This window comes from Pseudanabaena biceps PCC 7429 (assembly GCF_000332215.1).
Classification (GTDB): Bacteria; Cyanobacteriota; Cyanobacteriia; order Pseudanabaenales; family Pseudanabaenaceae; genus Pseudanabaena; species Pseudanabaena biceps.
This window is the reverse complement of record NZ_ALWB01000379.1, coordinates 1-2375: the sequence shown is the minus strand read 5'-3', so window position 1 is coordinate 2375 and position 2375 is coordinate 1. Positions and strand designations below refer to the sequence as shown.

Below are 2375 nucleotides of genomic sequence, written 5' to 3'. Positions count from 1 at the left end.
TTTTCATTCTCTTGGATTTGCCCAGTTCTCCATTCTCTGGGTTACTTTTTCCTGCTCTTTTTCTGATTAGCTTAATCAACTTAGTCTAAACTCCAGTTAAATAAATTTACCTCTTTTTTATTTGCCCTATTTAAAAACTTTGGCAACCAATACATAGCCTTCTTCACCTGCTGCGATCGCTCAATCAACTTACCCTCAAGCACATTGACACATATCGCATTCCCAATCGAGGAACTAGATACCTTAGCTAAATCTCAATCTCACTAAAAGAGTAGCAACATGGCTTTGAAACTTACCTGATAATTTTAGCTTAAATTTTAGAATTGGTAAGGCTTGCGATGAAATTCAATATCTGGATATGGCGATCGCTACACTTACAAGACAAAAATAAGATTAGTTGATTGACCTTAAATGTAAAACCAAGATAAAATAAGATTAGTTGACTAATCTTATTTAAAATTTATGCTTGAAATTTCAGAAGCAGATATTTTGTCCCGACTTCGGTTTGATAACCCTTGGTGGGAACAAGGTAAAGAAGGAAAAATAACTTACGAAAATACACCTCGACGTAAGTACTTCGAGACCTTTTACGAAAATATTTTGGACTCAAATGTTCGTCGAGCGATCGTTTTAATGGGACCAAGGCGTGTCGGTAAAACTGTTATGGTTTATCACACCATTCGTGCACTCTTAGACTCTGGGATAGAAGCAACAAATATTTTATACATTTCCCTTGAAACTCCAATCTATACTGGACTGCATTTAGAACGGATACTCAATTATTTTCAGAAATTATTTGATCATACGCGCAATGCCAAACTGTTTATCTTCTTTGACGAAATTCAGTATTTGCGTGATTGGGAAGTACATCTTAAATCTCTAGTTGACTCATACGCAGACTATCGTTTTATTGCTACGGGTTCTGCGGCGGCAGCATTAAGACTAAAGAGCCATGAGTCAGGTGCTGGACGCTTTAGCGATTATGTTCTACCACCACTAACTTTTGCTGAGTACTTGATGTTTATTGGACGAGAATCTGAACTTATAAAAGAGTTAGAATCAAATATTTATGGGGCTTCAGCTATAAATTATTCTGCTTTAAATATTACTGCGCTCAATGAAGAGTTTATAAACTACCTAAACTTTGGTGGCTATCCAGAGGCAGTCTTTTCGGAAACCATCAGGCAGAACCCCAGTCAGTACATCAAAAGTGACATTATCGACAAGGTATTACTCCGAGATCTCCCCAGCCTTTACGGTATTAACGATATTCAAGAATTAAATAGACTTTTTACAACCCTAGCCTACAACTCTGGAAATGAAGTAAGTCTAGACGGATTATCCAAATCCTCTGGTGTTGCTAAAAACACGATCAAGCGTTATCTAGAATACCTTGAAGCGGCATTTCTAATTCGCCGAGTTGAGCGAATAGATAACAATGCGAAGAGATTTAAGCGAGCGATGTGTTTCAAGGTTTACTTAACTAATCCATCCATGAGAGCTGCATTATTTGGACAGATTGACGCGAATTCCGAAGCTATGGGATCCATGACTGAAACGGCAATTTTTAGCCAATGGCAGCACAGCGAAATTACTGAACTTTATTATGCCCGATGGAAGTCTGGAGAAGTTGATATCGTTCATTTAGATAAGGTTAATCAATTACCCTCTTGGATTGTTGAAGTTAAATGGAGCGATCGCCCCTATAGAACACTCGCGGAGCTTGATAATTGTATTGAATTTGTGAATAAGCATCCCAATATATCTCAACCAATTTTGATAACTAGCCAAACTATTTCAGATGAAGACATTCAGTACAAAGGAGTAGACTTTAAATTTTGTCCATCTAGTCTCTATGCTTATATTCTGGGAGCTAATATCTTGTCTGATTTTTAAGTTGTGCGATCGCCTAAAGCACAATTAATCAAAAAGCGACCACGATAAAATTAAATGTCTGAATATAATGCGATCTCCTCAGTGTTCACTACTCTAGCTGATCGCTCAATTTCAATGTAGATAACTTTTCGATTGACTCCTCAAGTAACTGATCGAAAGTCATACAGTGAAGCGGTTTACTATCGATGACGGTTTTATGTGATCGCCATCGAAATCTTTGCATCAATCCAGAATGCTGAATGAATTTATCCCTACCAATTACCAGTAGACCGCTATAGCTACTGGAGTTTAGACTAAGTTGATTAAGCTAATCAGAAAAAGAGCAGGAAAAAGTAACCCAGAGAATGGAGAACTGGGCAAATCCAAGAGAATGAAAAGGAGAATATTTAGGATTAGGAATTAAGGATGTCTTTGTTGTACCTTTTTGGGACGAGAAGCGTCGTTTTTGATGATAGGAAGCGAGGATAAGGATCGCGCTT

Annotated in this window: 1 protein-coding gene and 1 pseudogene; one reads left to right on the top strand and one right to left on the bottom strand. The window is 37.6% G+C overall.

What is annotated here, in order from left to right; all coding sequences use genetic code 11:
- Window positions 1-462 precede the first annotated feature (462 nt).
- Complete coding sequence (locus PSE7429_RS22495; RefSeq protein ID WP_009629698.1) at window positions 463-1896, top strand: ATP-binding protein; 1434 nt, start codon at window positions 463-465, stop codon at window positions 1894-1896.
- Between the two features lie 88 nt (window positions 1897-1984).
- On the opposite strand, the pseudogene PSE7429_RS28090 reads toward PSE7429_RS22495, so the two are convergent.
- Window positions 1985-2179, bottom strand: a pseudogene (locus PSE7429_RS28090) (DUF4263 domain-containing protein); the annotation flags it as partial.
- Between the last annotated feature and the right edge of the window lie 196 nt (window positions 2180-2375).

Coding starts and splice junctions, on each gene's coding strand:
- PSE7429_RS22495 (WP_009629698.1), top strand. CDS start 463: ATGCTTGAAATTTCAGAAGCAGATATTTTGTCCCGACTTCGGTTTGAT.